At 72.4% G+C, this 22,704-nt stretch carries 18 protein-coding genes; 6 read left to right on the forward strand and 12 right to left on the reverse strand.

All coding sequences use genetic code 11. The annotated features are described in order from the left end of the window. Positions 1–128: 128 nt before the first annotated feature. Positions 129–521 carry a TIGR03618 family F420-dependent PPOX class oxidoreductase gene (locus ACYVLJ_RS29765; RefSeq protein ID WP_451981609.1) on the forward strand — a complete coding sequence of 131 codons (393 nt, stop codon included), beginning with the start codon at positions 129–131 and terminating at the stop codon, positions 519–521. Between the two features lie 4 nt (positions 522–525). Here the strand turns inward: ACYVLJ_RS29765 and ACYVLJ_RS29770 are convergent, their stop codons facing one another. From ACYVLJ_RS29770 to ACYVLJ_RS29790, 5 genes are all read right to left on the reverse strand, one after another. After that, a complete protein-coding gene (locus tag ACYVLJ_RS29770) occupies positions 526–1,068 on the reverse strand; it encodes a TetR/AcrR family transcriptional regulator (protein WP_451981612.1) in 543 nt (180 codons plus the stop codon). Further along, positions 1,068–2,600 (reverse strand): acyl-CoA synthetase, encoded by a 1,533-nt coding sequence (locus tag ACYVLJ_RS29775; RefSeq protein WP_460441148.1) that lies wholly within the window; start codon positions 2,598–2,600, stop codon positions 1,068–1,070. Before ACYVLJ_RS29775 ends, ACYVLJ_RS29770 begins: the two co-directional genes overlap by 1 nt. 80 nt (positions 2,601–2,680) lie before the next feature. Then, positions 2,681–3,883 (reverse strand): GTPase, encoded by a 1,203-nt coding sequence (locus ACYVLJ_RS29780; protein ID WP_451981618.1) that lies wholly within the window; start codon positions 3,881–3,883, stop codon positions 2,681–2,683. Further along, a complete protein-coding gene (locus ACYVLJ_RS29785) occupies positions 3,880–5,664 on the reverse strand; it encodes a P-loop NTPase family protein (RefSeq protein WP_451981621.1) in 1,785 nt (594 codons plus the stop codon). Before ACYVLJ_RS29785 ends, ACYVLJ_RS29780 begins: the two co-directional genes overlap by 4 nt. A 101-nt stretch (positions 5,665–5,765) precedes the next feature. Then, entirely contained in the window at positions 5,766–6,800 is a 1,035-nt protein-coding gene (locus tag ACYVLJ_RS29790) for an IniB N-terminal domain-containing protein (RefSeq protein ID WP_451981623.1), read from the reverse strand. 301 nt (positions 6,801–7,101) lie between these two features. Between ACYVLJ_RS29790 and ACYVLJ_RS29795 the strand changes: the two genes are divergently transcribed. Continuing rightward, complete coding sequence (locus ACYVLJ_RS29795) at positions 7,102–8,232, forward strand: Hsp70 family protein (RefSeq protein ID WP_460441149.1); 1,131 nt, start codon at positions 7,102–7,104, stop codon at positions 8,230–8,232. Then, positions 8,229–10,640, forward strand: a complete 2,412-nt coding sequence (locus ACYVLJ_RS29800) for a helix-turn-helix transcriptional regulator (protein WP_460441150.1) — start codon at positions 8,229–8,231, stop codon at positions 10,638–10,640. The genes ACYVLJ_RS29795 and ACYVLJ_RS29800 overlap by 4 nt, the downstream gene beginning before the upstream one ends. A 6-nt stretch (positions 10,641–10,646) precedes the next feature. Here ACYVLJ_RS29800 and ACYVLJ_RS29805 read toward each other — a convergent pair whose 3' ends face one another. From ACYVLJ_RS29805 to ACYVLJ_RS29820, 4 genes are all read right to left on the reverse strand, one after another. Further along, positions 10,647–13,262 carry a fibronectin type III domain-containing protein gene (locus ACYVLJ_RS29805; protein ID WP_460441151.1) on the reverse strand — a complete coding sequence of 872 codons (2,616 nt, stop codon included), beginning with the start codon at positions 13,260–13,262 and terminating at the stop codon, positions 10,647–10,649. A 90-nt stretch (positions 13,263–13,352) separates the two neighbouring features. Further along, on the reverse strand, positions 13,353–14,096 hold the full coding sequence (locus tag ACYVLJ_RS29810) for a ferredoxin reductase (protein WP_460441152.1): 744 nt from the start codon (positions 14,094–14,096) through the stop codon (positions 13,353–13,355). Further along, positions 14,066–14,665: a sulfite oxidase-like oxidoreductase gene (locus ACYVLJ_RS29815; RefSeq protein ID WP_460441153.1), complete on the reverse strand. Its 600-nt coding sequence runs from the start codon at positions 14,663–14,665 to the stop codon at positions 14,066–14,068. The genes ACYVLJ_RS29810 and ACYVLJ_RS29815 overlap by 31 nt, the downstream gene beginning before the upstream one ends. 26 nt (positions 14,666–14,691) lie before the next feature. Beyond that, positions 14,692–15,303 carry a pentapeptide repeat-containing protein gene (locus ACYVLJ_RS29820; RefSeq protein ID WP_460441154.1) on the reverse strand — a complete coding sequence of 204 codons (612 nt, stop codon included), beginning with the start codon at positions 15,301–15,303 and terminating at the stop codon, positions 14,692–14,694. A gap of 44 nt (positions 15,304–15,347) precedes the next feature. Here ACYVLJ_RS29820 and ACYVLJ_RS29825 point away from each other — a divergent pair, with 44 nt between their 5' ends. The 3 genes from ACYVLJ_RS29825 to ACYVLJ_RS29835 all read left to right on the forward strand — a co-directional run bounded on the left by ACYVLJ_RS29825 (position 15,348) and on the right by ACYVLJ_RS29835 (position 17,869). Continuing rightward, positions 15,348–16,262 carry an ornithine cyclodeaminase family protein gene (locus ACYVLJ_RS29825; RefSeq protein WP_460441155.1) on the forward strand — a complete coding sequence of 305 codons (915 nt, stop codon included), beginning with the start codon at positions 15,348–15,350 and terminating at the stop codon, positions 16,260–16,262. 326 nt (positions 16,263–16,588) lie between these two features. Then, entirely contained in the window at positions 16,589–16,843 is a 255-nt protein-coding gene (locus ACYVLJ_RS29830; RefSeq protein WP_451981647.1) for a hypothetical protein, read from the forward strand. A gap of 207 nt (positions 16,844–17,050) precedes the next feature. Beyond that, on the forward strand, positions 17,051–17,869 hold the full coding sequence (locus ACYVLJ_RS29835; RefSeq protein ID WP_460441156.1) for an LmeA family phospholipid-binding protein: 819 nt from the start codon (positions 17,051–17,053) through the stop codon (positions 17,867–17,869). A 264-nt stretch (positions 17,870–18,133) separates the two neighbouring features. Here the strand turns inward: ACYVLJ_RS29835 and ACYVLJ_RS29840 are convergent, their stop codons facing one another. Genes ACYVLJ_RS29840 through ACYVLJ_RS29850 form a run of 3 tightly spaced genes read right to left on the reverse strand, consistent with a single transcriptional unit; the run spans position 18,134 to position 22,697 of the window. Further along, positions 18,134–19,627 (reverse strand): carboxylesterase/lipase family protein, encoded by a 1,494-nt coding sequence (locus ACYVLJ_RS29840; protein ID WP_460441157.1) that lies wholly within the window; start codon positions 19,625–19,627, stop codon positions 18,134–18,136. Next, the gene (locus ACYVLJ_RS29845; protein WP_451981656.1) at positions 19,627–21,048 is read right to left on the reverse strand and encodes an ATP-binding protein; all 1,422 of its coding nucleotides are present in this window, start codon (positions 21,046–21,048) and stop codon (positions 19,627–19,629) included. Before ACYVLJ_RS29845 ends, ACYVLJ_RS29840 begins: the two co-directional genes overlap by 1 nt. Then, positions 21,045–22,697 carry an FAD-dependent oxidoreductase gene (locus ACYVLJ_RS29850; RefSeq protein ID WP_460441158.1) on the reverse strand — a complete coding sequence of 551 codons (1,653 nt, stop codon included), beginning with the start codon at positions 22,695–22,697 and terminating at the stop codon, positions 21,045–21,047. Before ACYVLJ_RS29850 ends, ACYVLJ_RS29845 begins: the two co-directional genes overlap by 4 nt. Positions 22,698–22,704 lie beyond the last annotated feature (7 nt).

The raw sequence follows: 22,704 nt of genomic DNA on the forward strand, positions 1-22,704 counted from the left end.
CGGCGACGGCGAACCCGAGCGTGACAGAAAGTTCAAGACGAGGTCAAGACCGTTAAGAAACTTTCCTTACAATTACCGTGAGTGGTTTCACCCCTGCACCGCCGCCCGGACGGACTAGCGTGAGCCGCATGGAGATCGACCGCGGCGCGGACTTCCGCGCCTTCTGGACCGAACGGCACCTGGCCACCCTGACGACGGTCCGGCCGGACGGCACCCCGCACGTCGTCGCGGTCGGGGTGACCGTCGACTTCGAGACCGGGATCGCCCGGGTCATCACGCGCGACGGCTCGGTGAAGGCCCGGCTGGCCCGCAAGGCGGGCGCCGACGGTCTCCCCGCGGCGGTCTGCCAGGTCGACGGCCGCACGTGGTCCACTTTGGAGGGCCGGGTCGTCCTGCGCGACGACCCGGAGTCGGTGCGGGACGCGGAAACCCGCTACGCCGCGCGCTACCGCCGGCCCAAGCCGAACCCGCAGCGCGTGGTCCTGGAGATCACCATCGCCCGGATCCTCGGCAACGCCTGACCCCTCACGAGGCGCGGGAGTGCACCAGCCGCGTGTATTCGGCCAGCAGCGTCGCCAGCTCGCTGTGCTCCCCCGCCGACGCCAGCTGCTGGTGGCCGACCAGCATCGCCATGCCCAGGGACGTCAGGGTCCGCGCGAGGTCGCCGTCGCCGACGATGCCCTTCACGGCCTTGCCGACCGTCCGCAGCCGCGCCGAGTCGACGCGCTTCTGGGCGGCCCGCACGGTTTCGTCGTTCGCCGCCCACGCCCGGATCGCCGCCTCGGCCTGGTGCGGCAGCCCGAGCGTCAGGTCCATCAGCGCGGCGAAGTCCGCCGACGGGCCGCCCGTGCCGAAGTTCCGCTCGCGCAGGATGAGCACCTGCCGGTTCTCCCAGTGCTCCAGGAGCTGGTCGACGAACCCGGGCCAGCCCCCGAAGTGGTGGTAGAACGACCCGCTCGTGACGCCGAGGGCGCGGCAGAGCCGGCCGACGTTGAGCTCGGTGAACCCGTGTTCCGCCAGCACGTCCAGCGCGGCCTCGAAGTACGCCCGCCGCGTGACCGGGGGCATCAGACGTTCCGGTCCCGGTCCCGCCAGTACGGCTCGCGCAGCGAACGCTTGAGGATCTTGCCGGTCGCGTTGCGCGGCAACGCTTGCACCACATCGACGCTGCGCGGGCACTTGTAGTGGGCCAGACGCTCCCGGCAGAACTCGACGATCTTGTCGGCGTCGAGCTGCTCGCCGGCGACGACGGCCTTGACCTGTTCGCCCCAGCGGTCGTCCGGCACGCCGATCACGGCCACCTCGGTGACACCGGGGAACTCGGCGACCACCCGCTCGACCTCCGGCGAGTAGACGTTCTCGCCCCCGGTGATGATCATGTCCTTGACGCGGTCCTGGAGGAACAGGAAACCGCCGTCGTCGAGGGTGCCGACGTCGCCGGTGCGCACCCAGCCGTCCACTATGGTCTCCGCGGTGGCTTCGGGGTTGCCGAGGTAGCCTGCCATCCGCTGTTCGGTGCGGATCCAGACCTCGCCGACCTCGGCGTCCTCGCGTGTGACCGGGTCGACGATCCGGATGTCCACACCGGACAGTGCGGTGCCCGCGGACGCCAGCCGTTCCGGACGCGAGGCGTCGCGGTGGGCTTCCGGGTCGAGCGCGGTGACCGCGCCGGACAGTTCGGTCATGCCGTAGACCTGCGCGAACCGGACGTCCGGCCAGGCCGCCAGTACCGTGCGCAGCAGGGGAAGCGGCATCGGCGACGCGCCGTAGCAGAGGTACTTCAGGCGGGAGAACGCCTTGAGCGCGGCCTCGCCGGCCTGCGCGATCCCGGCGACCACGGCGGGCACCAGGAAGGCGTGCGTGATCCCCGCCTGCAGCGCGGCGAACAGCGAAGCCGCGTCCGGCTCGCGCGTCAGGTAGGACGGTTCGCCGTAGAGGAACCCGGAAACCGCGTAGCAGCTGCCGCCGACGTGGAACAGCGGCATCGCGACGAGGTTGACGTCGCCCGGCCCGATCGGGAACGCGGTGCCCGCGGCCATGCCGTGGGAAAGCACGCTGTGGTGCGTCAGCACCGCGCCCTTCGGGAACCCGGTGGTGCCGCTGGTGTACATGATCAGGACGCCGTCGTCCTCGTCGAGGTCCGGCGCCCGGTAGGGCTCGCCGGCGGCCAGGAAGTCCTCGTACTCGTCGAGGACCACCACGCGCTCGAGGGCAGGCAGCCGGTCGCGGATCGCGTCGAGCACGGGCAGGCATTCGCTGCCGGCGAACACGACCTTCGCGCCCGAATCGCCGAGGACGTAGGCGAGTTCGTCGCCGGAGAGCCGCCAGTTGACGACCGCGTTGGCCGCGCCGATCCCGCCCGCCGCGAAGGTCGTCTCCAGGCACGCGGGGTGGTTCTTGTCGACGAACGCGACGCGGTCGCCCTTGCCCACGCCCGCGGCGGCGAGCGCGCCCGAAAGCCTGCGGACCCGCTCGTCGAACTCGGTCCAGGTCCAGGACCGGTCGCCGAAGATCAGCGCGGTGTCGCCGGGGCGTTCACGCGCCCAGTGCGCCAGGAGGTCGCCGAACAGCCGGACGCGGGGGCGGACGTCTTCGGGCATGGGCGTTCCCTTTCGGACCGGCGCTGGACCATAGACCGGTCTATGGTGCGTCGCGGTCGCCCGTCCGTCAACCGGGTGACTCAGGCGAACAGGGCCAGCAGACCTTCGGCCGAGCGCACGACGACGTGCGCTGCCGCGCGCTCCGCGTGCGGGCGGTCCGGCCGTTCCGCCTCGTGGCGCCAGCGCCGCAGCGCGTCCAGGCCCGCGTCGTAGATGTCGCCCGGGTCCGCGTCCGGGTCCAGGCCGAGGCGGTCGGCCGGGGCCGTGCCCTGGGCACCCAGCAGCCGGATCGCCTCCTCCGCGGGCTCGCCCGAGAGCGCCGTGCGGCCACCGGTGATGTCCGCGATCAGGCGCAGCTCCCGGAAGTCGTGCGCCGCGGCCGCGAACCGCTCCACCCGGGACACCAGCCGGTCGCCGCCCGGGCGGGGCTGCGCCGCCAGCAGGGCCTCGAGCCGGATGATCGCCGTGCGGGCCTTCAACGCCTCGGCCCGCGCGACGAAACACCCCGCGAGGGTGTCCCGGAGCTCGCCGAGACCGCTGCGGCGGACCAGTTCCGCCGACAGCTTGACGCGGTCGTCGCAGCCGGTGCGGATCAGCGTCAGCGCGAGCCGGACGCCGAACATCCCGAAGCGCACCACCAGCGAGCGCCGGGTGTCCACGGTGATCGGTCCGGGGAACGCCGGGTCGGTGAACGAATCCACCGACAGCACGTGCCGTTCCAGCTCTTCGCGCGGCACCGCGGCGAACGCCGCCAGGAGGTCGAACTCGTCGTCGCGCAACGACCGCCCGCCGTACGCGAGCTGCCCCGCCACGGCGATGACCCCCAGGAACCCCGTGCACAGCGGGTCTTCCCGCCACGCCCGGCGCGCCAGCTGCTTCGCGTTGAGCAGGGCGTCGATCCGGCCCGCGCCGACCTCGTCGGCCCGCGACAGCACCAGCACCGAGTTGACCGCGCTCTGCTTCGCGAACGGCGAGCCACCCGGCGGGTGCGCCGCCGCCAGCTCGTCCGGTTCGAGGTGGCGCACCAGCCGCACGGTCGCGTCCGGGAAGTCGTCGGCCGGGCCGGGGTCGTCCAGCAGGACGAGGTCGCGCAGCGCCCGCGTCGGCCACTCCCCCAGCGCCGCGGCGAGCGTCGTCTTCCCCGACGACGGCGCCCCCGTGAAGGCGACGCGCAGCGGCTGCTCGAGCCGGTGCAGGCAGTCCTGCAGGAGCGCCGAAGCACGCGGGTCGTCGCGGTAGAGCCCGGCCGCGGCGTGCAGCAGGTCGCGAACGTCCTGTGTCACGCCGAAAGCTCCCGCCGCTGCCGCCCGGCGATCGTGCCGAGCTCGCCCGCGCGCTGGTGCAGGGCGGCCAGGCGGTCGATCTCCCGGCGGATGTGCCCGGTGCGCCGCTCCCGCTCCGCCGTGCCGGCCATGATCGTCTCGCGTTCGCGCGTCAGCTCGTCCGCGAGATCCTCGGCCAGCGCGGTGAAGTGGTCGCGCAGCCGGCGCTGCACGACGCGGATCGCGTCGCGGCTTTCCTTGCTGAAGCGCAGGAAGACGTCGTCGACGTGCCGCTGCGCCGCCATCTTGGCGACCGCCTGCCGCCGCTGCAGCCGCATCCCGCCCTCGTCGCGGATCGTCTTCACCGCGAACGCCGCGCCGGCACTGATCGAAACCGGGTTGATCAGCGGCAGGCCCAGCCAGGGCAGGCTGGTGACCAGGCCGAACATCAGCACGCCACCGTACGAGCCGCGCAGCCCGGTGAAGGCCTGCTGGCCGATCTTGAACTTCTCGATCTTGGGCCGCCGGACGTCGTCGAGGGATTCGACACCCGAGCCGTCGAGGGGCAGTTCGGGCAGGGCGCGGTCGTACTGGGCGCCGAAGCACGCCGCGACCGCCTGCGCGGTCCACTGCGCCCGCTCGGTCAGCCACGCGTAGTTCGTTTCGACCGCGTCGGCGAGCGCGCCGTCCAGCCACGGCGCGAACTCGTCCCACACCTTCGCCGGGTCGCCCTCGTCGAAGGTCTGGTCGATCGTGTTCACGATCTTGCGGGTCCGCTCGCGCAGGTCGTACTCGACGTCGCCCATCAGGTCGGTGATCTCGTCGGAAAGCAGGTTCTGCCACCGGGTGTTCTGCCGCCGCAGGTCGTCGGCCCGGCGTTGCGCGCGCTGCAGCTGCGCCGCCTGGCCGAGCCCGGCGTCCTGGGCCGCGGTGTCGATGCGGTCGCGGAGCGACTCGACTAGCTCCGCCGCGGCGGCACGGATCCCGACGGCGGCGAGCAGCGCGCGGGACTGCTCCGGCGGGCGCGCGGCCTGCTCGGCGATCCAGGTGAGCAGATCCGGGAACCCGGACCGGGCGTTGAGATCCGCGTCACCCGCCTTCGCCGCGGCCTGGCGGACCACGGCCGAAACGGGCAGCACGGGCGCGTCGATCCCGGCCTCGGCGAGCATCCCGCGGTTGCGTTCGGCGACCGCGCGCCAGCCGGGCGAAGCGTCGATCTTGGTCAGCGCCAGCAGGACGTGCGGGCACCAGGTGCGGACGTGCCGGGCCAGCGCGAGCTCGGCCGCGCTGAGCGGCGCGGTCGCGTCGGAGACGAGGATCACGGCGTCCGCCTCGGCGAGCAGGTCGAGCGCCGCGGCCGTGCGCGGCGAGCGCGGGTCGCCGACCGGCGGGGTGTCCACGAGGACGAGCCCGGCCGAAAGGAGCTCACGGGGCACGCCGACCTCGACGCGGCTGAGCGTGCCGGGCGGCCGGTTGCCGAGTTCGCCGGTGAGCCGGTCGACCGCGACGGGGATCCGTTCGCGGGAGCGGCCGACCAGGGTGGCGGCGGGTTCGGCGGCGTAGCCGATTTCGGTGGGGACTTCGGGGGTCGCGGCGTCGCCGACCGCGCACACGGGCGCGTTCAGGACGGCGTTGAGCAGGTATCCCTTGCCCTGTTTGGGGAAGCCGAGGACGCCGAGCCGGATCTGGCCGGCGGGGGCGTCACGGCGTCTGCGGAGGCGCTCGGCGAGATCGGCGCGGCCGTGGGTGCGGCACGCGTCCAGCGTCTCGTTGAGCACTTCGAGCCAAGCCGGTGCGGTCACGGGGGACGAGTGTCCCCGGTTTGCTCCGGGTGCGCACACCGGGTGCCCGTTCCGCGGCTGCACCCAGACCGCGGAACGGGCACCGGTGACCGGTTCGGGGCTCAGTGCCCGATGTGGATGTCGTTGTCGTGCGGCGAAGCGATGTCGCCGATGTGCAGGTTGCCCAGCGCGTTGTGGCTGACGTCGGTGACGCCGGACACCACGTCGTGGACGGCGGTGCCGTTGCCACTGGCGATGTCGCCGACGGCGCCCGCGACGTTGTGGTCGACGCTGATGCCCGTGGCGTTCGACACGACGTTGGTGACCTCGCCCAGCGGGCCGTGGCCGTGGCCGCCGTGGTGCTCGCCACCCGAGGACTTCGCGGAGCCGAGGTCGCCGGCGCCCTGGAGGATGCCGGAGAAGTCACCGACGTGGGTCGCGGTGTCGACGACACCGGACACGGCGCCGGTCAGGTCACCGGTGTGCGCCGCGACCTCGTTGGCCGGGCCGGAAACGGTGCTCAGCACCTCGGTGCCGACGGTGTGCGCGGTGCCTACGCCGCCGACGACCGGCTGCTCGGCCAGCGTCGTCAGTTGGGCGATCTGGTTGGCGTCGGTGAGGTACGCCGGGGCGGCGGTCAGGTTCGTCAGCGCGGCCGAGTCGAGGCCGTTCGCCAGGTCGCCACCGAGGACGGCGCTGGTCACGTTGCCGGCGAGCGCGGTCGCGCTGGCGGCGTTGGTGACGTCACCCACACCCGGCAGGGCACCGACGGGCAGGGAGCCGACGCCGGGCAGGTCGCCCACGCCCGGCAGCGAGCCGACGCCGAGGTCGCCGACACCCGGCAGCTCCGGGGTCGCCGGCAGGCTGAGGCCCGAGGTGAGGGCGGTGAGCTGGTCGATCGCGCCCTGGATGCCGGGGGCGTCGGTGCCGACCGGGGACAGGCCACCGACGGCGGGGAGGGCACCGACGGCCGGGAGGCTGTCGACCGGCACGTAGTCGAGCACCAGCGGGATGACCTCGTGCACGTCGGCGGCGCTGACGTCGCCGAGACCGGCGGCAGCGAGGGCGCCCTGCGGGTCCGTCCCGAAGGCCGCGAGCGCGGTCGGGTCGTTGAGCAGGTTGAGGGCGAAGTCGTGCAACGTCTGCACGGAGTCCATGGGGATTTCTCCTGGTCCGGTGGATCGGGGACAGCATCGGCCGCTACGACCGGTGCTCCGTGATCAAGTTAGGGAGACCGACCCCCCACGCACATCGGGGATCACTCCGAGTCGCGGGCCGGTCAGCCGATAGGGGATCGATATGTCATCGTTAGGGAGTTAGGGGCTCATCCGAGACGCACGCAGTTGGGTTAAATCCCGCCAAGCCCTTGCCTGACTAACCCGTTTGGGTGAGGATGCCCCGAGCCCTAGGGGGATTTCGTACCCCTGTTCGGCCCCACGAGGTGAGGAGGAAGCGCCGGTGCCCTACGTCCTCGGGATCGATGTGGCCCAGGGGCGGACCCACGCCGCGACCTGCCGCCGGCACGGCCCCGGCTGGGGCGAGCCCGAACCCCTGTGGCTGGGCGAGCGGACCCCGGCCGCCGCGTCCGCGCTGTTCCTCGACGACGAGGGTTACCTGCTCACCGGGGACGCGGCCGCGCAGGCGGGCACCCGGATCCCCTCCCGGCTGCTCACCGGCTTCCACCGGCGGATCGGCGACGACGTGCCGATGCTCGTCGAAGGCGAGGCGTTCCCGCCGGAGACGCTCACCACAGTGCTCGTCGAAGGCATCGCCGAGCACGCCGCGAACGTGACCGGCGGCCCCCCTGCCCACCTGGTCGTGACCCACCCCGGCGACTGGGGCGCCTACCGGCGTGACCTGCTGCGGCGCGCGCTGGCCGACGCCGGGTTCGCCGCGGTCACGCTGGTTCCCGGGTCGATCGCCGCGCTCGGCGCGCACCTGCCCGTCCCCGGTCCCGGCGCGACCGCCGCCGGGGTGTGCGAGTTCGGCGCCGACGGCGTGCACGTCACGCTGGCCACGGCCACCGGCGCGAGCGGCTGGCAGCCGGCCTCGAGCGCGGAAGGCGTGGCCCCGGCCGCCGCGCTCAGCACGCTGTTCGCCCTCGCCGGCGCGGCGTCGACGTCCCCCAAGGGCCTCGCCGGCGTGGTGTTCTGCGGCGACGTCCCGCCGCACGCGCTGCCGGCCCGGCCACCGTGCCCGGTGTTCACGGGACCGGTTCCGCCGGCGACCGCCGCGCTCGGCGCGGCCGCCATCGGGACGCTGCGCGCGGACAACCGGAGCAGCCCGCTGGCACCCCCGGCCGTCGAGACCACCCTGCTCCCCCAGGTGGACACGCTCGGTGACCTCGGCGAGCGGCCGCCCCGGCCGCCGGTCGACATCACGCCGTTCGAACTGCCCGAGCGCGCCGGCCCGATGAACCTGTTCCGGCGGCGACGCCCTCTCGCCGCCGCCGTCCTCGTGCTCGCCGCGGCCATCTCGGCCGTGGTGATCACCGTTACCGCCCGCGAGGCCACCGCCGGCCCCGACCCGTCCCCCGCCCCGAGTCACTGCGCCGCTCCCGGCGCCCCCTCCGGTGAAGGTCACTGTTGAACACTGTGCTCACGCAGGTTCCCCCGCTTCGTGCCGTCCCCGTGCACCCCGCGGTGCGGCAGCTGCTCGACCAGGTCGCCGCCGACCCGGCGGCCCCGTTGCGGCTCGCCGTCGTCGCGCCCGGCGGGTACGGCAAGAGCGTGCTGCTCGCCGCGCTCGACCGCTGCTACCGCGAAGCCGGCGTCGACGCCCTGCTCGTCGACGACGCCGACCGCCTCGGCCCCGACCAGCTCGAGGAGCTGCTCACCGGCGCGGACGGCCCGATCGTCGTCGCGCACCGGCCGGCCGCGGTGGCGTCCGGCTGGACGCTGCTGCAGCTCGGCCCGCTCGGCCTCGAAGACATCGCGCGCCTGATCGAGACCGTGAGCGGCAAGCCGGCCGACCCGGCGGCCGCGGCCGACCTGCACGCGCGCAGCGGCGGCGTGCCGCGGCTGGCCGAGCGGGAACTGCTCGGCCGGCTGGAGGAGTTCCGGCCGGAGCTCGACGAGCTCGACGACGACGTCCTGCGCTACCTGATCGCGGCCGAAGCCGGCGCGGGGCGCAACCTCGACCTGCTGTGCGCGCTGCTGGACCGCGGCCCCGAGCAGCTGCCCGGGATCGTCGACGCCGCCCGCGCGACCGGCCTGCTCGGCCCGGACGACACGCTGCTGCCGCTGGCCGAGGTCGCCGTCCGCGACTACGGGCCACCCGCGCGGCGGCTGACGACCGTGCAGCGGCTGGTGGAACTGCAGCTGGCCAACGGCCTCCCGGTGCTCGACCTCGCGCGTTCGCTGCTGGGCACCGGCAGCTCCGGCGCGTCCGCGGCGGCCGCGTTCGCCGCGGCGGCGGCCGAGGCCCTGCCGGTCGACGCACGGCTGGCGACCCGGCTGTTCGAGGCGGCGGTCGAAGCGGGCGACCGCTCGTCCGCCGTGACGACGGGCTGGGCGCGGGCCGCGGCGTTGTCCGGCGACCTCGACCTGGCGTTGCGCCTGGGCGACGGGATGCTCGGCGCGGCCGACCCGGAAACCCGCGCCGCGGGCGCGGCGATCGCGGCGACCGTGCTGGCGCACCGGGGTGAGCTGGCCCGCAGCGCCGAGCTGTACCACTGGGCCTCCCGCACGGCCGAGAGCTCCCCGGCCGCCGACTGGGCGGGCGCCGACGCGTTCGCGGCCATCGCGTTGCTGGGCACCGGCGACGTCGACGGCGCCCGGCGGCTCCTCGACTCCCCCTCGCCCGGCGTCGCCCCGACGCTGTTCGCCGGCGCGGCGACCCGGATGGCCCGCGGCATCACGGATTCCGTGGTCGGCTGCGCGCCGGAGACGTTGTCGACCCTGCTGGGCGCGGCGGCGATGCTGGAGCCGGCCCTGGGCGGCACGCTGCTGCCGGACAGCCCGGCGGCGCTGGCCGCGCTCTCCGCCCTGCACACCGGCGAACTGGCGCTGGCGGAGTCGGTGCTGACGAGGGCGCTGGACGGCGGCATCGGCGGCGAACTGCTGTCGGTGCGCCACCGGCTCCTGCTGGGCTGGGTCGCGATGACGGCGGGCGACCTCGCGACGGCGGCCGAACACCACGACGCCGTGGCGGGGCGCGAGCTGGAGGCCCGCGACGAGCTGTTCTTCGCGACGCTGGAGCTGGGGCTGGCCCGGCGGGCGAGCGACCTGGTCGGGCTGCAGCGGTCGTGGAACCGCGCGTACCAGGCGTCGATGCGGCAGCAGACGGACCTGTTTTCGCTGCTGCCCCTGGGCGAGCTGGCGATCGCGGCGGCCCGCACCGGCGCGTACGCCAAGCTTTCGGGCCAGCTCGAACGTGCCCACAGCCTGCTGGCCCGCCTCGGCGAGCCTCCACTGTGGACGGTTTCGCTGGTCTGGCACGAGCTGCACGCGGCGATCACGCTGGAAGACGCGGACGCGGCGAAGGCCCACCTGGCGACGTTGACCACGCACGCCCACTGCGGCCGCTACCCGAGCGCGCTGGCCACGGCGGCCCAGGGCTGGCTGTCGGTGCTGGGCGGCTCGTTCGCCCCGGACTCGATCGCCGAGGCGGCGGCGGAACTGCACGACCTGGGCCTCCGCTGGGACGCGTCCCGCCTGGCCGGCCAGGCGGCGATCCGCACGTCCGACCGCAAGGCGATGGTCCAGCTCCTGGAGGCGGCCCGCCAGTTCCAGGGCACGGCGGCCCGCCGCGACCCGGGCACCTCGGAACCGGCGGCGGCCGGGACGGGGCTGGCGGCGTTGAGCGAGCGGGAGCTCGAGGTCGCGCGGCTGGTGGTCGACGGGCTGACGTACAAGCAGGCCGGGTCGAAGCTGTTCATCTCAGGGAAGACCGTGGAGCACCACATGGCCCGGATCCGCGGGAAGCTGGGGGCGTCGGACCGCCGCGAGCTGCTCGCGACGCTGCGAGAGCTGCTTTCGCGACCCGACGCCCCCTGAGTCCCGTCAGGCAGCCGCCGTCGTCGCGGTGAACGTCGCCGCCGGGCCCGTTCCCGTCGCCGTCAAAGCCGCCACCGTGAACGTGTACGCCGTCGCCGGCTTCAGGTCGTTCACCACCCTCGTCATGCCCTTGATCGTCGGTTGGGTCACCAGGGCGTCGCGGCCCTGGACCGTGATCGTGCGACCGTCGGACACCGTGATCGTGTAGCCCAGGACCGGGGTGTCGCCGGTGGCCGCCGGCGGGTTCCAGCGGATCGAGGCCGCCGTCGCGCTCGGCAGGGCCCGCGCGCTCGTCGGGACCCCCGGCAGTGCTCCCGGCGTCGGACCCGGCGTCACCGGCGCCGCGGCCAGAGACGGTTCGCTGGTGCCGTAAGCGTTTCGGGACGCGACGGTCACCGTGTACGCCGTTCCGTCCGTCAGGCCGGGCAACTCCGCGTACGCGCGCTTCGCGAAGTCGGCCGCCGAGATCGTCGCCGACTTCGTCTCGCCGCCACCCGTGGCCGTCACCACGTACTCCGTCACGGGTGCGTTGTTGAACGCGAACGTCGGGTTCCACGTCGCGTAAAGCTCCCCGGAGACGGCGAACGTGCCGACCCGCGACGGCGCCTCGGCCGGCGCCCGGCCGCCGACCTGGCGCGTGAGGAGGCCGCGGTAGGCCGGTTCGAGGCCCGCGTTCGCGACGATCGACGCCGGGGCGTCGGCCGGGTCACCCAGGAGCTTGTTGCCGCGGGTGATCGCGCCCTTGTCGACCTTGTCGCGATCGCCCTGTTCCCAGTAGTTGTCCTCGGTGAGGGTCGGGTCGTTGTTGCCGAGGCCGTCGCGGTAGTCGACGTGCACCGTGCCGACGTTCGCGTACGCCATGCGGTACAGCACGTTGCCGCGGATCGTCTCGTACGTGTTGCCGTTGTCGGTGTAGACGCCCTTGCCCAGCCCCCACTGGTCGTGGATCACGTTGCCGGTGACCTTCTCGCCGTCGTCCAGCGAGCTGCCCGTGATGCCCTGGGTGTAGACGCCGCCGCCGTCGTCGAGCATCAGCATGTAGTCGGAGATCAGGTTGTCCGAGACCGCGTTGTCGTGCGACAGGTTCGGCGTGGCCGGCTTCTGGATCTTGTCCGGCCAGCCGCCCCAGCCGACCGAGATCGCCGAATAGCCGACGTGGTCGATCTGGTTGTGGGAGATCGTGTTCCGCACGGTGTAGCCGTTGACGATCGCCACGCCGCCGTGGAATTCGCGCGGCAGGCCGTAGAGGTGGTTGTCGGTCACCGCGACGTCGCGCACGACGTCCGCGTCCGTGTCCGTCGTCGGTTTGTCGACGCCACCGACCTGCACGCCGTTGCCGGAGATGTCGGTGAAGACGTCGCCGCGGACCTGCGACTCCTTGGTCCCGTCGACGAGGTCGAGCCCGGCGCCGCCGAGGTGGGCGAACACGCTGTCGCTGAACTCGACGCGCTGCCCGTGCGACACGGAGACGTTCGCGGGCTCACGCGTCCACGACGCGTACGGGCAGGTGCCGCCGGGCACGAACTGGCAGAGCCCTTGGGTGGCCCAGCCGTTCGCGCCGGTGATCGTGTAACCCGCCTGGATCTCGGAGAACCCTTCCGGCGAAGACGGCGTCAGCCACGTCGCGTACGAGTAGCGCAGCCCGCGGAAAGCGACGTCGTGGATCCCCCGCGCGTCGACGAGCTTCTCCAGCACCGGCACCTCGACGTCGGCGCGGCGCAGGTCCTGGCCCGGCTCCGGCAGGTAGTAGACGACGTGCGCGGCCCGGTCGAGGTACCACTCGCCCGGGGTGTCGAGCAGCTCGAAGGCGCTTTCCGCGTAGGTCGGGTGCCGGCCGTTGGTGAGGTCGGCCGGGCCGACCATGTTCACGCTGCGGCCGGGGATGTCGGGGAACAGCACGCGTTTCGTCGAGTTGTCCCAGCACGGCTGGGCCATCGTGATCGTCGTGCCCTCGGCCGCGGCCAGCGGGCAGCGCGGCTCGGTCCACTGGCCGAGGCCGTCGCGCTGGATGTTCCAGAGGGCTTCGCCCGCGGTGTAGACGAACTCGATGTCCCGCGGATTGCGCCAGTGCGCCAGGGTGTCCGCGCTCGCGGTGTACCCGGTGGCGGTGGCCTTGACGGTCACCGGCAGCGGCCCGCGGGCCCGCTGTTCGCGGACGCCGTCGACGTACAGCTGCCGGGTGTTGTCCAGCCCGGCGGGCGCGGCGGCGGCGAACAGCCCGGGGCGGCCCGCGACCGGCCGCCACCCGGTGACGCGCACGCCGCCGTTCAGCTCGGTGTCGCCGCTGCCCTGCCAGATGACGCGGTGCCCGTTGCCGCCGGAGTCCCGGGCGTCGAGGCGCAGCGGCTGCCCCAACCGGAAGACGCCGGCCGCGAGGTGGACGGTGAGGTCCCGAGTGAGGTGCGGCGCCCGCTGCCGCACGAGGTCGCGGGCCTTGTCCAGGGTCCGCACGGGCTGACGCGCGGTGCCGGGAGCGTGGTCGGAACCGCCGGGCGAGACGTAGACGTCGCGGCTCGCGGCGTCCGGATCCGCCGAGGCCACCGAACCGGTCGTGGCGAGCAGCGCGCCCACCGCCAGGAGAACGGCCGCCGCGCGCCGCTTCGAGCCCCACTTGGTCAGCATGGGACGAAACATAGGATCTCTCGACGACGATGTCGACAACTTCCCGCTCAGCGGAGCAGGTTGTCACCTATTCATCGGATGGGTGTCCGATCAGTCGCGGCTCGGGCCGAAGCGTTCCGTGCGGATGCGGTGCGGGTCGTGGCGGAGGGCGACCAGGATGTCCGCCACCGTCTCGACGAAGCCCGTCGGGCCGCAGACGAAGCACTCGGCACCGAACTCGGCCGGCCAGCCCGCGGTGTTGAGCGTCGCGACGTCGATGCGGCGCGGAATGCCCGAGCGGCCTTCGGGCAGCTCGCGCGTGTAGACGTACGTGACGTCCAGGCCCGCGACCGGCGTGCGCAGCTCGTCGGCGTAGTACAGCTCGGCGGGGGTGCGCAGCGAGTAGATGAGCTTGAACGGCGTCCGGATGCCGGCCGCGCGGCGCGCCCGGACCATCGCCATCAGCGGCACGATGCCCGAGCCACCCGCGACGAGCAGGACCGGCGCGGGGTCCGCCGGGCGCCAGACGAACCAACCGCCGACCGGGCCGCGGATCTCGACGGGATCGCCGATCGCGTACGGGCCGGTGAGGTGCTCGGACACCTCACCGTCGGCGACGCGCTGGACGGTGAGCTCAACCCGATCGCCGTCGGCGGGCGCGGCGAGGGAGTAGCTGCGCTGCGCGCGGTAGCCGTCGGCCGCGGTGAGCCGGACGTCGACGTGCTGCCCCGCCAGGTGTCCCGGCCAGCCGGGGATGTCGAAGACGAGCGTCCGGGCCGTCGGCGTCTCGTCGCGGAATTCGGCCAGGCGGGCGACCCGCCAGGCTAGTCGCCCTGATACCGCTGTTCGCGCCATGGATCCCCGTAGTCGTGGTAGCCGACGTTCTCCCAGAAGCCGGGCTCGTCCCGGGTCTTCAGCTCCAGGCCGCGAACCCACTTCGCGGACTTCCAGAAGTACAGGTGCGGCACGAGCAGCCGCGCCGGGCCGCCGTGCTCGGGCGTGAGCGGCTTGCCGCCGTATTCGTAGGCGATCCACGCCTGGCCGTCGAGCAGGTCGGCGAGCGGCAGGTTCGTGGTGTAGCCGCCGTAGGAGTGCACCATGACGTAGTCGGCGGCGGCGTCGAGGCCACCGACCAGGGTGTCCACCGAGACGCCGCGCCAGCGGGTGTCCAGTTTGGACCACTGGGTGACGCAGTGGATGTCCACCGTCGGCTTCTCGCTGGGCAGGGCCATCAGCTCGGCCCAGCTCCAGGTGTGCTTCTCGCCCGTCTCGGTGGTGACCGCGAACTCCCACGTTTCGGTGCGCACGCGCGGGGTCGGGCCCGCCGACAGCACGGGGAAGTCCTCGGCGAGGTATTGGCCGGGTGGCAGGCGCGGGTTGCCGCTGCGGGCCCGGCCGCGGAACCCCGGTGTCACGACGCCCATGCGGCCTCCTTCCGGTCGAAGCGAGCCTACGCCCGGACGCGCAGCCCGAGCGACGTGACGAGCACCGCAGCCTGTTCGGGTGACACGATCGCCCCGGTCAGCTCGGCGTTCACCGGGTCGAGCGCCGAGAGGTCACTGCCCCGCAGGTCGGCGCGGGGCAGCTTGACGCCGTGCAGCATCGCCGCCGACAGGTCGACATCGGTGAACACGGCGTCGGCGCAGTTCGCCCCGGTGAGGTCGGCCTCGCGCATCCGCACCCCCTGGAAGGCGACGGACCGCAGGTCGGCGCCCGCCAGCCCGGCGAACGACCAGTCGCCACCGGTGACGCGCAGCGGGCGCAGCTCGCACTCGCCGAACGTCGCGCCGACGAGCTTGCACCCGGTGAACTCGGCGTCGAAGAAGTTGCACCGTTTGAAGGCGCAGCCGGTGAACGCCGAGTCCGTGTGCCGGGACGCGTTGAAGCGCACGTTGCCGAACACGCAGTCGGTGAAGACCGAGTTCACGGTGTGGGCCTCGGAGAAGTCGACCTCCTGGAACTCGCATCGCACGTAGTGCCGCCCGGCGATGTCCTCCCCGTACCAGTCGTCGCGGACGAACCGCCGTTCCTCGACGGGCGGATCTTGCGTGGCATCGGACACCCCGTCAGGCTAGCGGGAAGTGTCCGACTCCGAAGGGCCCGCACATGCTCGACGCCGACGCCGTCCGCGCGGCCGTGCCGATGGCCGCCGCCGTCGACGCCGTGCGGGAGGCGTTCCTCGACCTCGCCGCCGGCCTTTTCGTGGTGCCGCAACGGTTGTCCTTCGGCGGCGGCACGACGCTGGTGATGAGCGCCTGCCACACACCGACGTCCACAACGGTGGTGAAGACGCTCAGCCTGGCCGCCGGCCGCACCCCGATGATCATCGGAACGCTGGTCTGGAACACGGCGGCCGGCCAGGTGATAGCCGACGCGACCGAGGTGACCACGCTCCGGACCGGCGCGGCTTCGGGCGTCGCGACGGACCTGCTGGCGCCACCGTCCGCGAGCCGCTTGGCGCTCCTGGGCACCGGCGCCCAGGCCGCGGACCAAGTCCGTGCCGTGGCAGCGGTGCGCCCGCTGAGCCAGGTGGCGGTGTCCGGACGCGACCGGCCGCGCTTGACCGCGTTCGTTTCCCGTCTGAGAGCCGAATTCCCGGAGATCACGGTGCGGGCCGCCGAATCCGCAGCCGACGCCGTGTCCGACGCGGAGATCGTTTGTTGCGCTACTTCATCTTCGACTCCTTTGTTCGCGGCGGACGACCTGCCCGCGCGGGTGCACGTCAATGCGATCGGGTCGTATCTGCCCTCCATGCGGGAACTGCCTGCCGAGTTGCTCGCGGAGGCGGGGTGTTTGGTGGTGGATCAGGTCGGCGCCGTTCTCGAGGAGGCGGGGGAAGTGATCCACGCAGTCGAGAGGGGGTTGGTGGAGCGGTCTTCGTTGGTCGAACTAGGTGATGCGTTGCGGACACCTCCGGTGGTGAGCGGACGGACGGTTTTCAAGTCCGTCGGGCTGGCCGTGCAGGATTGGGCCATTGCGCGGTTGCTCGGCGCTTCCGTGGCCGGGGCCGCGCGGACCTAGGTGGACGATGGGCCGCCGAGCACAGATCGCGAGCACGCCCGGAGGACCTGGCCAGCGCTCGGCGCCGAGCGCACCCGCGGGCGTAGGCGGTCACACGCAGACTTGGCGAGCGGCGCAGGTCCGCCCGGATCCGAGTCGTCGAGGCGCATATTTGGGCGGGCGACACGGGATTGGCGTGCTGCCTGGCTGGGTAAGCGGGCCTCACGGAGAGCAACGCGAGCCGCCGAACGGCGCAATCTTGGGGGTGGCGCGTTTGATCTGTCACCCGATCCGGGAATTTTGCGCGCATGTCTCCTTGGCGAACCACCACCAGACGGAACACGGCCGTGCGGGTCATCACGGCGATCGGCGCGATCTTCGCGGGGATCGAAGTTCTCTACATGATCATGGTGCTCGCCGGTGCCAACGCCGGCAATGCGTTCTTCATCTTCATCAAGTCACTGGCGGTTCCTCTCGCCTTGTTCTTCCCGGGCCTGTTCCCGGTGGACAACCCCAGCCTGGCCGTCATCCTCGACTTCGGTCTGGCCGCGGTGTTCTGGCTGGTCGTCACCGGCATCATCGCCCGCTTCGCGGGCCGGTGACCCTCAGCGGGCCGCTGTTCGCCGGCCGCCTGCCGGCACCCGTCGATCCTGTGTCGTGTCAGCGACATCGGCGACGGGCCACGGCGGGCGGTCACGGCGCTCGGCCGCCCGCGCTCCGGCGGTGACCGGCCGTAGGCAGGCGTCTTCACTCCGCTGCCGGGCCACCCGGCGTCGCCTTCTTCGGTGTCCTTCGGCGACACTGGAGGGATGAGCGACGGCAGATGGTTCGACGGCTGGGCGCCTTGGCCGGAGCTGGCCGGGCTGGCCGCGGCCGGGCGTTCGCTGTTCCCGAACGTCCCGGTCACGCCCGCCGCCCTCGTGCGCACCGTCACCGAACAGCTCGTCGGACGACGGCTGACCGCCAAGGTCGGGGACCGCGAAGTCGGCCTGACCCTCACCGAGCTCGACTACCCCGCCGACAGCCTCCGGCTGGCCACCGGCCGCATCGGCGACGTCCGGATCGTCGCCGAGGACGTCGACTGGCCCGAGCCCGACCCCGAGGACGACAGCATCCTGCTGCGCCGGGTCACCGTGCTCGCCGAAGACGTCCGCCTCCGCTCATTGCCCACCCCTTCCGCCAAGCCCGCGCGCGTCGAGCTGCGGATCACGGTCTCCGCGGACGTGCTGCGCGAACGGGTGGCGGCCGTCCGCCCCGGGATCGTCGCGACCCCGGCCGAAAGCGGACTGCTCCAGATCCACTGGGCCAAGCACCCGGACTGGGGACACCTGACGCTGGAGGCCGTGGTGGAGGACGACGCCGTGGTGCTCGTGCCGCGAAACCTCCACATGCGACAGCGAAAACTCCGCGCACCCAAACGCTTCCGGCCCATCGTGCTGCCGCTGCCGGAGCTCCCGCCGGGGATAAAGCTGACGAAAGTCGAGCCCCGGCACGACGAACTCGTGCTGCACACCGTGGCGGAGGAATGGCCGGAACGGCTTTCCCGCATTCCCCTGGCCGACCTGCTGAGCTGGCTGACGACCGCCGCGATGACGCTGACCCTGCCGAACCTCGGTACCCGTTCATGACCCCTCCCTGGGTGAGCCGGACACCGAAAACGCTACTCGAACGCGCGTTCGAACATCACCACCCACAAGGGTAGAGCCGCGAACTCACCCGTCCCGGTCGCCCAGTTCCGTGCCCGCGCCGAGCGGCGAACCACCAGGGCAGGTCCAAAGAGGTTTCCCGTGACAGCGGCAGATCCGTCCGCGCCAGGCGCACCACGGAATGCGCCGACAGCCTTGACGCGGGAGCGAGCCGGTTCGAAGCGAACAGCGGGCGAAGGAACGGTCTCAGGTCACCGGGAACCAGGTCCCGGACGCCCATTCCGTGTCGCCCCAGGCTTTCCGCTCGTCCGCCCGCGGGTCGAGCACCAGGTCCGTGTCTTCCCGGAAAACCAGCACCGGCCGCAGTTCCGGGCCGTACGAAGGCCATTCGGGCCCGTCGGCGTCGGCGACGCCGTCCCGGACGAACCGCACCCAGGCTCGGTGGATCAGCAAGGCCGCCCGCTCGCGCTTCGGGTTCACGTCGCTCGCCTGGGCGTACAGCGGCAGCGGAGTCTTCCACGCCATGGTCGTCTCGGTGCCGTGGCCGCCGTCGAGCTGCTCGGGCACGCCGGGCGCGGCGATGTCGATGCGGTAGCGGTAAACGGGCGCGTGCGCGGACTGCGCGTCGGCGAGGCGCTGCGTCGGGATGCCGTAGCGCTCGTCGCCCATCGCGGCGATCTTCGCGGATTTGAGGTCGGGGACACGGCGAAGGTACGTCTCGAGAAGGTGCGAAGCGCCTTCGTCGCCGAGGATGCTCGAGAGGACACCCGACGCCGGAGCCGTCGCGACGTCGTCGCCGAGCATCAGCGCGTACGTGCTGCCTTCGTTGCTGTTGCAGCCGATCAGCAGCGGGACGCCCGCCGCGCTCCCCCGGCGGATCGGCTCGATCGGGACCTCGGGCAGCACGCGCGGGTGGAGCGTCGGGCGCCAGAGCCACAGCGCCTGGAACCCGGTGAGGATGCGTTCCTGCGCCTCGACGAACTCCTTGGCCGGCAACGCCCGGAGCGCGTCCGCGCTGTGACAGCCGACCTCGTCCAGGAGCCGCCGCGCGAGCGCCGTCCCGGCTTCCGGCGTCGCGACGTGGTCCGCGCCGCCGCTGCTGCTGATCGCCTGCGCGAACAACCCCTTGCCGAGCGGGCTGCCCAGCAGGTTCCCGACGCTCTTCGCGCCCGCCGAAACGCCGTAGACGGTGATCCGCTCCGGGTCACCGCCGAACGCGGAGATGTTGCGCCGCACCCACTTCAGGGCCTCGACCTGGTCGAGGAAACCGCACACCCCGGCGTCCGGTTCCGACGAGCCGAAGATCCCCGCGAGGTGCAGGAAGCCGAGTGAGCCGAGGCGGTAGTTGATCGTGACGACGACGATCCCGGCGCGCGCGAACTCCTCGCCGTCGCCCAGCTGCTCACCGTGCCCGACGCGGTAGCCGCCGCCGTGCAGCCAGAACAGCACCGGCCACCCACCGTCCGGCGCGGGCCCTTCGGGCGTGCAGACGTTGAGGTACAAGCAGTCCTCGTCGCAGACGGCCGCCGGGTTCATCGGGTCCGGCGACTGCATCGCGTGCGGCCCGTACTCCGTCGCGACGTGCACGCCGCCCGAGAGCGACGGCGGCTGCGGCGCCTTCCACCGCAGCTCGCCGACCGGCGGGCGGGCGTACGGGATCCCGCGCCAGACGCGGACGCCCTCACCCGCCAGCCCCACCAGCGCCCCGAGTTCGGTCGTGACCGTCGGGACGGAAGCCATCAGAGCGAAGCCTGCTCGACCGTCGGCAGGCAGACCTCGAACCGCGTGTTCCCGGGCTCGGACTCGACGCGCAGGTCGCCCTGGTGGCGTTCGACGACGATCTTCCACGAGATGTCCAGGCCCAGCCCGGTGCCCTCGCCGACCGGCTTGGTCGTGAAGAACGGCTCGAAGATCCGCTGCTTGATGTCCGCCGGGATGCCGGGGCCGGTGTCGCCGATCTCGACGCGGACCTGCTCGTTCTGACCCCACGTCCGCAGCGTCAGCGTGCCTTCGCCGTTCATCGCGCCGAGGGCGTTGTCGATGACGTTCGTCCAGACCTGGTTCAGCTCCGCCGGGTACGCCGGGATCTTCGGCAGGCTCCGGTCGTACTCCTTGACGACGCGGATCCCGCTGCCGATCTTGCCGGACAGCATCACGAGCGTGGAGTCGAGGCCGTCGTGGACGTCGATCCACTGGTGCGGCGCCCGGTCCATCTGCGAGTACTGCTTGGCCTTGCCGACCAGGGCGGAGATACGCGTGGTCGAGTCCTCGATCTCGCCCATCAGCATCTCGGTCTCGAGCGCGTAGGCGAGCCAGCGGACGGCGCCGTCCATGAAGGTGTCGCCGACCTGCTCCAGCACGTGGTCCAGGTCGGCCGTGGTCAGCCCGGCGCGGACGTAGATGTCGGCGAGGTCCCAGCCACCGTCGATGTCGTGGTCGTCGAACCAGTCGGTGATCTCGTCCTCGCGGTCGGCCTGCTGCATCGCGGTCAGCTTCTCGGCCTGCGAGACCTGCTTGACCAGGCGTTCCTGGACGTCGATGAGCTGGTAGAGCAGCTCCGGGTCGATGTCCTTCTTGGCCAGGAAGGCGAGCTTGTGCCGCATCCCGGCGACGCGCTCGCGCAGCGACGCCGTGGCCCGCACGGCCGCGGCCGCCGGGTTGTTCAGCTCGTGCGTCAGGCCGGCCGAGAGCTCGCCCAGCGCCAGGAGCCGGCGGCGCGAGCCGATCACGGTGTCGCTGTTGCGCCAGCCGAGGTACATGCCCTCCAGCAGGTGCGTCGCCATCGGGAACCACCGGCGGAACTCGAAGGAGAACTCCTTCGAGGGCAGCGCCAGGAACGTGACGTCGGACAGCGCGCGCACCGTCGCGTTGTAGGTGTGCTCGCTCTCCTGGTGCACGAAGAACTGCGTCGCGCCGAAGTAGGCGCCACGCTGGTCGGACCGGTTGGTCTCCACCTCGGTGCCGCTGACCAGCCGCGTCATCCGGATCGCGCCGTTCAGCAGGACGTAGAAGCAGGTCGCCTCGCCGCCCTCGCTGATGACGGTGGAGTCGGCCGCGTACTCCTCGAGCACGGCGTTGTCGGCAATCCAGTCGAGCTGGTCTTCGGAAAGGTGTTCGAAAAGGAAGAGCCCGCGAAGCTCTTCCCGCGGCAATGCGCTCATTGTTCCTCCAGGTACCGGTGTACCAGCGTCACGGCCATCGCGCCCTCGCCGACCGCCGACGCCACCCGCTTGACCGACTGCGCCCGCACGTCACCGGCCACGAACACCCCCGGGACGGACGATTCGAGGTAGTGCGGATCACGGTCGAGGGTCCAGCCGGCCGGCCGCTGCCCGCCCGCCACCAGGTCGGGCCCGGTGCAGACGAAGCCGTGCTCGTCGCGGTGGATCGTCTCGCCGAGCCAGTCGGTGCGCGGGACCGCGCCGATGAAGATGAACAGGTGGCCGCTCTCGACGGTCTCGGTGACGCCGTTCTCGCAGAGCGTGAGCCGCTCGAGGTGCTCGTCGCCGTGGGCCTGCTTGACCGTGGTGTGGGTGCGGACGTGGATGTTCTCGATGCCGGCGATCTGCTCGATCAGGTAGTGCGACATCGACGCCTCGAGGGACTCGCCGCGCACCAGGATCGTGACGTCGCTGGCGTGCCGGGAGAAGAACACCGCGGCCTGGCCGGCGGAGTTGGCGCCGCCGACGATGTAGACGTGCTCGCCCTTGCACTCGGGGGCCTCGGTGGCGGCCGAGCCGTAGTAGACGCCGCGGCCGGTGAGCTCCTCGATGCCCTCGGCGTCGAGTGCCCGGTAGGTCACGCCGCTGGCGAGGATCACCGAGTGGGCGGCGATCTCGCTGCCGTCGCCGAAGGTGACGACCCGGGACGAGCCGCGGGCTTCGAGGCCGACGACGTCGCGCGCGGTCAGCACCTCGGCGCCGAACTTCTGCGCCTGGCGCCGCGCCCGGTCGGTCAGCTGCGCGCCGGAGACGCCGTCGGGGAAGCCGAGGTAGTTCTCGATGCGCGAACTGGTGCCGGCCTGGCCGCCGGTCGCCTTCTTCTCGACGAGCACCGTCCGCAGGCCTTCGGACGCGCCGTAGACGGCGGCGCCGAGCCCGGCCGGACCGCCGCCGATCACGACGAGGTCGTAGAACTCCTGCGCCGGGCGCGTCGACAGGCCGACCGCGTCCGCGATCTCGCCGCCGGTGGGGTTCTTGAGGACGGCGCCGTCGGGGGTCACGACCACCGGGATGTCGGCGTCGGTGGCGTCCGCGGCCTGCAGGATCCGGCAGCCTTCGTCGTCTTCGACGGAGTACCAGCGGTACGGCACGGCGTTGCGCGCGAGGAAGTCGCGCAGCTGGAACGACGGCGAGTTGTACCGGTGGCCGATGAGCTTGACCTCTTCGACCGGCTTGTCGCCGACGGCCTTCCAGGTCTCGACCAGCGCGTCGATCACCGGGTAGAGCTTCTCCTCCGGCGGGTCCCACGGCTTGAGCAGGTAGTGGTCGACGTCGACGACGTTGATCGCCTGGATCGCGGCGTCGGTGTCGGCGTAGGCGGTCAGCAGGGCGCGGCGGGCGTGCGGGAACAGGTCCATCGCCTTCTCGAGGAAGGCGATACCGTCCATCTGCGGCATCCGGTAGTCGGCGAGGATGGCCGCGACGGCGTCGCCGCGCAGCTTGATCTCGCGCAGCGCTTCGAGCGCGTCCATGCCCGAGTCGGCACGGATGACGCGGTAGTCCTTCCCGTAGCGGCGCCGCAGGTCTCGGGCGACCGAGCGGGACACGGCGGGATCGTCGTCGACGGTCATCAGGATCGGCTGGCTCACGAAGGTC

The sequence above is a fragment of the Amycolatopsis stemonae genome (assembly GCF_054781455.1).